This is a genomic window from Clostridium sp. CM74B_53 (assembly GCF_036318045.1).
GTDB lineage: Bacteria > Bacillota > Clostridia > Lachnospirales > Lachnospiraceae > Pilosibacter.
Genome location: NZ_JAWQDE010000011.1, coordinates 108,601 through 114,692 on the forward strand (window position 1 = coordinate 108,601; position 6,092 = coordinate 114,692).

Genomic DNA, 6,092 nt, shown 5'->3' on the forward strand with positions numbered 1-6,092 from the left:
GCGATGTTCCGCTGCAGTTTCCGGTCATCGATCAGGATTACTTTCTCATGATGATCTCGTCTCTTCCCGGTCCGTTGGAAACCATGGTGATCGGCACTCCGATCTCTTCCTCGATCGTCTCGATATACTTCTTGCAGTTCTCCGGAAGATCCTCGTAGTTCTTGATTCCGCGGATCTCGCACTTCCAGCCCGGAAGAGTCTTGTATACCGGTTTTGCCTTCTCAAGCTCCGGAGTTGTCGGGAAGTCTTTTGTTACCTTTCCGTCGATCTCGTAGCCTACACAGATGTGAAGCTCGTCAAGATATCCTAAAACGTCAAGAACCGTGAGGGCAACCTCTGTGGAACCCTGGATCTGAACGCCGTATCTTGTAGCAACAGCATCGAACCATCCCATTCTTCTCGGACGTCCTGTTGTCGCACCGAACTCACCGCCGTCGCCGCCGCGTCTTCTTAACTCGTCTGCCTCGTCTCCGAAGATCTCGCTGACGAATGCGCCTGCGCCGACTGCGCTGGAGTAAGCCTTAACGACTGTTGTGATGTTCTTGATCTCGTACGGCGGAATGCCTGCGCCGATCGCGCCGTATGCAGCCAATGTGGAGGAAGATGTAACCATCGGGTAGATACCGTGATCCGGATCCTTTAAGGAACCGAGCTGGCCCTCTAAAAGGACATTCTTTCCTGCCTTGATCGCATCGCGAAGGTATTTGGATGTGTCGCATACATACGGAGCGACCATCTCCTTGTACTCCATAAGAGTATTGAAGATCTCCTTCGGATCAAGAGCCGGCTGATGATATAAATGCTCTAACATTACATTTTTCAGTGTGCAGACATTCTCGATCTTGTCCATCAGTTCCTTCTCGTCGCCGAATAACTCGTTGACCTGGAAACCGATCTTTGCATATTTATCAGAATAGAACGGAGCAATTCCGGACTTTGTGGAGCCGAAAGACTTACCAGCCAGACGCGCTTCCTCATAAGTATCAAATAAAATGTGGTACGGCATTAAGATCTGTGCTCTGTCGGACACGAGGATCTTCGGCATCGGAACGCCCTGGCTTGTCAGGTCGTTTAACTCATTTACAAGGAACGGGATGTTTAATGCCACGCCGTTGCCGATGATGCTTGTTGTATGATTATAGAATACACCGGACGGAAGAAGATGAAGGGCAAATTTTCCGTAATTGTTGATAATTGTGTGACCAGCGTTGCTGCCGCCCTGGAAACGGACAATAATGTCGGATTCCTTTGCCAGCATATCTGTGATTTTGCCTTTTCCCTCGTCGCCCCAGTTGGCGCCTACGATTGCTCTAACCATGTTCTAATATCCTCCTTTGGACGTTCAAACGGAATGCACTTTGCGCATCCCGGCGTCTTACGCAGTTGTAGCTGTCATATTCATGACACTTTCATAGTTTACAACAAAAGTCTCCATAAGTAAAGTCAATATTTATTATGAAGTCCATAATAGCAGCTTATGCATTACTATACACGGCCGGATCCGTCACCCCCGACGTTCCCTCAGCACTTCTAAAAACCGCTCTCCCGCCGGTGAGATCGGTACCTTCCGGTCCGTCACGACGCAGATCTCGCGCTCCGGCATCATCTCCCGGAAGGCAAGCTCAAAGAGTTCTCCGCTCTCGATCTTCTCCTTCGCGAATTCCTCCATCACGCAGCCGATCCCCATGTTCCGGATCGCGAACTGGACGATCATATCACTGGTGGCGAGCTCAAACTCCGGTTCCAGGACGATCCCGCGCTTTTCCAGGAAGCGGTCCATGAACTTTCTCGTACTCGTATCCTTTTCAAGGAAAATACAGGGCAGATGCTCCAGTTCCCCGTACTCCATCCGCTTTCCCTTCAGCGTCCAGAACTTGTTTCCGGCGACAAAGGTATTCCGGATCTTCTTCACCTCAAAGGCTTCCACCTCCGGTCTCGCGTCAAACGGCGTGCTCACAACGCCGAAATCGATCTTTCCCTCGTACAGAGACTCGATCGTCTCCGGCGTCGGCGCATTGGAGACCATGACCTTGATATTCGGATATCGCTCGTGGAAGGTCTCCAGGTACGGAAGCAGGTAGAACTGCAGTGTCATATCGCTCGCGCCGATCCGCACCTCTCCCATGTCCATATCCACGAGGCGCTTTAACATCTCCTCGCCGTCCAGGATGTTTTCCATCCCGCGCTCCACATAAGGATACAGGAGTTTTCCCTCCGTGGTCAGTTTTACGCCTTTCTGGGTCCGCAGAAAAAGTTTCGTGTTCAGCGCTTTTTCCAGCTGCTTGATCGCCTGGCTCGCCGCAGGCTGGGAAATGCAGAGCGCCTCTGCTGCAGCGGTAATGCTGCCGAGGCGCCCTACATAATAAAATACTTTATAATATTCTGTACTGATGCTGCTCGCATGTTCCATTATACATTGATCTCCGCTTTTACTCCGAGAAGATCCGCATTTTCCTTTAAGATCGGGCGGACAACCTCATCAAGGAACTCATCAACCTGTCTCGGTGCGCGGCCGACATACTTCTTCGGATCCATAGTCTTCTTTAACTCGTCGAGGCTTAAATTGAAGGACGGATCTGCAGCGATAAGCTCTAAGAGATTGTTGTCCTTTCCTTCCACTTTGACGTTCTTTCCTGCCTCCATGGAGAGCTCACGGATGCGCTCATGGAGTTCCTGCCTGTCTCCGCCGGCTTTTACCGCATCCATCATGATATTCTCGGTCGCCATAAACGGAAGCTCTGCCATTAAGTGTTTCTCGATCACCTTCGGATATACCACAAGACCGTCGACAACGTTTAAGTAGAGATCCAGAATACCGTCGATCGCAAGGAATCCTTCCGGCACGGAAAGACGCTTGTTCGCGGAGTCATCCAGAGTACGTTCGAACCACTGGGTGGAGGCAACGAGCATCGGGTTCATCATATCGGACATCACATAGTTCGCTAAGGAAGCGATACGCTCACTTCTCATCGGGTTTCTCTTATATGCCATCGCGGAAGATCCGATCTGGTTCTTCTCAAACGGCTCTTCCACTTCTTTTAAGTGCTGGAGAAGGCGGATATCATTGGAGAATTTGTGGGCGCTCTGCGCGATCCCGGCAAGAACAGAGAGCACACGGCTGTCGATCTTTCTGGAATACGTCTGTCCGGATACCGGGAAGCACTGGGAGAATCCCATCTTCGCAGCGATCCGTCTGTCCGCCTCGCGGCACTTCTCATGATCCCCGTCAAAGAGTTCCAGGAAGCTTGCCTGGGTTCCTGTCGTTCCCTTGGAACCAAGTAATTTCATGGAACCGATCACATGGTCAAGGTCCTCAAGGTCAAGGCAGAGTTCCTGCAGCCATAAGGTCGCACGCTTTCCGACCGTTGTCGGCTGCGCCGGCTGGAAGTGTGTGAAGGCCAGTGTCGGAAGTTCTTTATATTTATCCGCAAAGTCGGAAAGTTCTTTCATCACGTTGATGAGTTTCTTTCTGACGAGCTTTAACGCCTCTGTCATAAGAATGATGTCTGTATTGTCGCCGACGTAGCAGGAAGTTGCACCCAGATGGATGATCCCCTTTGCCTTCGGGCACTGGAGTCCGTAAGCGTATACATGGGACATGACATCATGGCGGACAAGCTTCTCTCTCGCTTTTGCTTCCTCGAAGTTGATATCCTCCGCATGGGCTTTTAACTCTTCGATCTGCTCATCTGTGATCGGAAGACCGAGTTCTTTTTCTGTCTCAGCTAATGCGATCCATAATTTTCTCCATGTGCGGAATTTCTTCTCCGGAGAGAAAATGTACTGCATTTCCCTGCTTGCGTATCGCTCAGAGAGCGGGCTCTGGTATCTGTCGTTCATGACAAAATCCTCTTTTCTAATTCAATGTTTTTGTAGTTCAATATACTTTCACGAATTTTCAGCTAACTATGGGGTTTTGTGGAACATTAAAATTCCCCTTGTTATTTCTCATAACTTCCGCGGATATCTTCTTCCGGCGGATCCACCGGATACTCTCCGGAAAAGCATGCCGTACAGATCGGAAGTCCGTTTGCCATTTCACTTAAGCGCTCCATCTTTAAGTAGGCTAAAGAATCTGCTCCGATCACCTTGCAGATCTCATCCACGGTACGGTTGTGGGCGATCAGCTGTTCGCTGGACGGAATATCGGTTCCGAAGTAGCACGGGTAAAGGAACGGCGGCGCGGAGATCCGCATATGGACTTCCTTCGCTCCTGCCTCACGCAGCATATCCACGATCAGGTTGCTGGTCGTTCCGCGGACGATAGAGTCGTCGATCATAACGACGCGCTTTCCTTCCACGGCCTCTTTTAAGACGTTCAGTTTGATCCGGACCGCAGACTCACGGCTGCTCTGTCCCGGTTTGATGAAAGTTCTTCCGACATAGGAGTTCTTTACGAACGCCATCGCATACGGGATTCCGGATTCCATGGAATATCCGAGGGCGGCAGCATTTCCGGACTCCGGAACGCCGACAACAATATCTGCGTCCACCGGGGAATCCTTTGCAAGGCAGCGGCCCGCATAGATCCTGGAGTGGTAGACGCCGACGCCGTCAAAGACGCTGTCAGGTCTCGCAAAGTAAATATATTCAAAAATACATCTCGCCTCTTTTTTCGGGTCATGCATCGCGAGGTTGGACTTGATGCCATCCTTATTGATCGTCACGATCTCGCCCGGAAGCACGTCGCGGACAAAGGTAGCACCGATCGTGTCAAGCGCGCATGTCTCGGAGGTCAGGATATAGGCATTATCACGCTTACCGATGCAGAGCGGCTTGAAGCCCTGCGGGTCACGGGCGCCGATCAGCTTTCTCGGGCTGGAGATCACAAGGGAGTAGGCACCCTTGATCTTCTTCATCGCGTTTGCCACGGCCTCCTCAGCAGTTCCCACCTTGCAGCGCTCTCTGGCGATGTGGTAGGCGATGACCTCGGAGTCGATCGTGGTCTGGAAAATCGCTCCGTCGTAAGCGAGCTCTCTGCGGAGCTCCGGCGCATTGACAAGGTTTCCGTTGTGCGCCAGCGCTAAAGTTCCCTTCACATAGTTTAAAACGAGCGGCTGGGTATTCTCGATCGTACTGCTCCCGGCCGTGGAATACCGGACATGACCGACACCGATATTTCCCTTTAATTTTTCCAGTTTCTCTGACGTGAAGACTTCGTTGCAGAGTCCCATCCCCTTACAGGCATTGACAACACCTTTCGGTCCGTATGTATCGCTCACCGCGATTCCGCAGCTCTCCTGTCCGCGGTGCTGTAAAGCGAACAATCCGTAGTAAATGGTAGACGCAACATCATTTCCGTCCAGATCGTACATTCCGAAAACGCCGCACTCCTCGTGCAGCTCATCTGTTCCCCAGTCTAAAGTAAGTGATTTCTCCATAAATGCTTTTCATCCTCTGATTTATAAGTTTTTACGATAAAACAGCAGTGTTTCAGTAGAAATTATAATACATACCATATGGAAAATCAAGAAAAAGTTCAGTTTCCGGGCGTCCTGCGTACTTCTTTGTGAAACCAGAACAAATTTCCGGCTCCTTTTTCGATCCCGATACCATAAATTTCCCCTTCCGTCTCAGAGACAGATTCCCCGGAGTGTCCCGCCTCCAGCTCCGGCACCAGGAAGGTCTTCTCCGTCATCCCGGATCTCGCATACGAGTATGCGAACCAGAGAAGCTCCAGCAGCAAAAGGATCCTTGCAGTCTTTACGGCGGCTTTTCTTATCTTTTCCCTTCGGTATCCGTGTCTCCACGGATGGTATGGACGATACAGATAGCGGATAGCGTTCCCTCCTTTCAGGATTTTTTAGGGTTCGTTTTCACAGTTTAACGGTTTCCTATGTAGTTTTTCAATATGCATTCTTATTATATCTTTTTTCCCGCATTTTCTCAACTGAAAAATGGCCCGCAGGATCATACCCTAAAATGAAAATTTAAATTCCACTTCTCCAAAGGGCGGTGGAGTTTACTCTTGCACAGTTGATATTTACTCATGCATACTGATATGATACTTTAATCGTCCTTCTGACAGCAGTAGAAGGAGTTTGACTATGAGTAAATATATCCCAGGCAACCAGAAGCATCTCACCATAGAG

5 protein-coding genes are annotated in these 6,092 nt (G+C 50.3%); all 5 read right to left on the reverse strand.

Features of this window, described 5'->3' with window-relative positions; translation table 11 throughout:
• Positions 1 to 37 precede the first annotated feature (37 nt).
• Positions 38 to 1,318 carry an adenylosuccinate synthase gene (locus V2546_RS10830; RefSeq protein ID WP_329752317.1) on the reverse strand — a complete coding sequence of 427 codons (1,281 nt, stop codon included), beginning with the start codon at positions 1,316 to 1,318 and terminating at the stop codon, positions 38 to 40.
• A gap of 186 nt (positions 1,319 to 1,504) precedes the next feature.
• Positions 1,505 to 2,410, reverse strand: a complete 906-nt coding sequence (locus V2546_RS10835; RefSeq protein ID WP_215702799.1) for a LysR family transcriptional regulator — start codon at positions 2,408 to 2,410, stop codon at positions 1,505 to 1,507.
• Positions 2,410 to 3,840, reverse strand: a complete 1,431-nt coding sequence (gene purB / locus V2546_RS10840; RefSeq protein WP_329752318.1) for an adenylosuccinate lyase — start codon at positions 3,838 to 3,840, stop codon at positions 2,410 to 2,412. The genes V2546_RS10835 and purB overlap by 1 nt, the downstream gene beginning before the upstream one ends.
• Positions 3,841 to 3,941: 101 nt before the next feature.
• The gene (gene purF, locus V2546_RS10845) at positions 3,942 to 5,381 is read right to left on the reverse strand and encodes an amidophosphoribosyltransferase (RefSeq protein WP_118531651.1); all 1,440 of its coding nucleotides are present in this window, start codon (positions 5,379 to 5,381) and stop codon (positions 3,942 to 3,944) included.
• 98 nt (positions 5,382 to 5,479) lie between these two features.
• Positions 5,480 to 5,638 (reverse strand): hypothetical protein, encoded by a 159-nt coding sequence (locus V2546_RS10850; RefSeq protein WP_329752319.1) that lies wholly within the window; start codon positions 5,636 to 5,638, stop codon positions 5,480 to 5,482.
• Between the last annotated feature and the right edge of the window lie 454 nt (positions 5,639 to 6,092).

Excerpts from the sequence above, each read along its gene's own strand:
- V2546_RS10830 (WP_329752317.1), bottom strand. The coding sequence starts at position 1,318 with ATGGTTAGAGCAATCGTAGGCGCCAACTGGGGCGACGAGGGAAAAGGC.
- V2546_RS10835 (WP_215702799.1), bottom strand. The coding sequence starts at position 2,410 with ATGGAACATGCGAGCAGCATCAGTACAGAATATTATAAAGTATTTTAT.
- purB (WP_329752318.1), bottom strand. The coding sequence starts at position 3,840 with ATGAACGACAGATACCAGAGCCCGCTCTCTGAGCGATACGCAAGCAGG.
- purF (WP_118531651.1), bottom strand. The coding sequence starts at position 5,381 with ATGGAGAAATCACTTACTTTAGACTGGGGAACAGATGAGCTGCACGAG.
- V2546_RS10850 (WP_329752319.1), bottom strand. The coding sequence starts at position 5,638 with ATGACGGAGAAGACCTTCCTGGTGCCGGAGCTGGAGGCGGGACACTCC.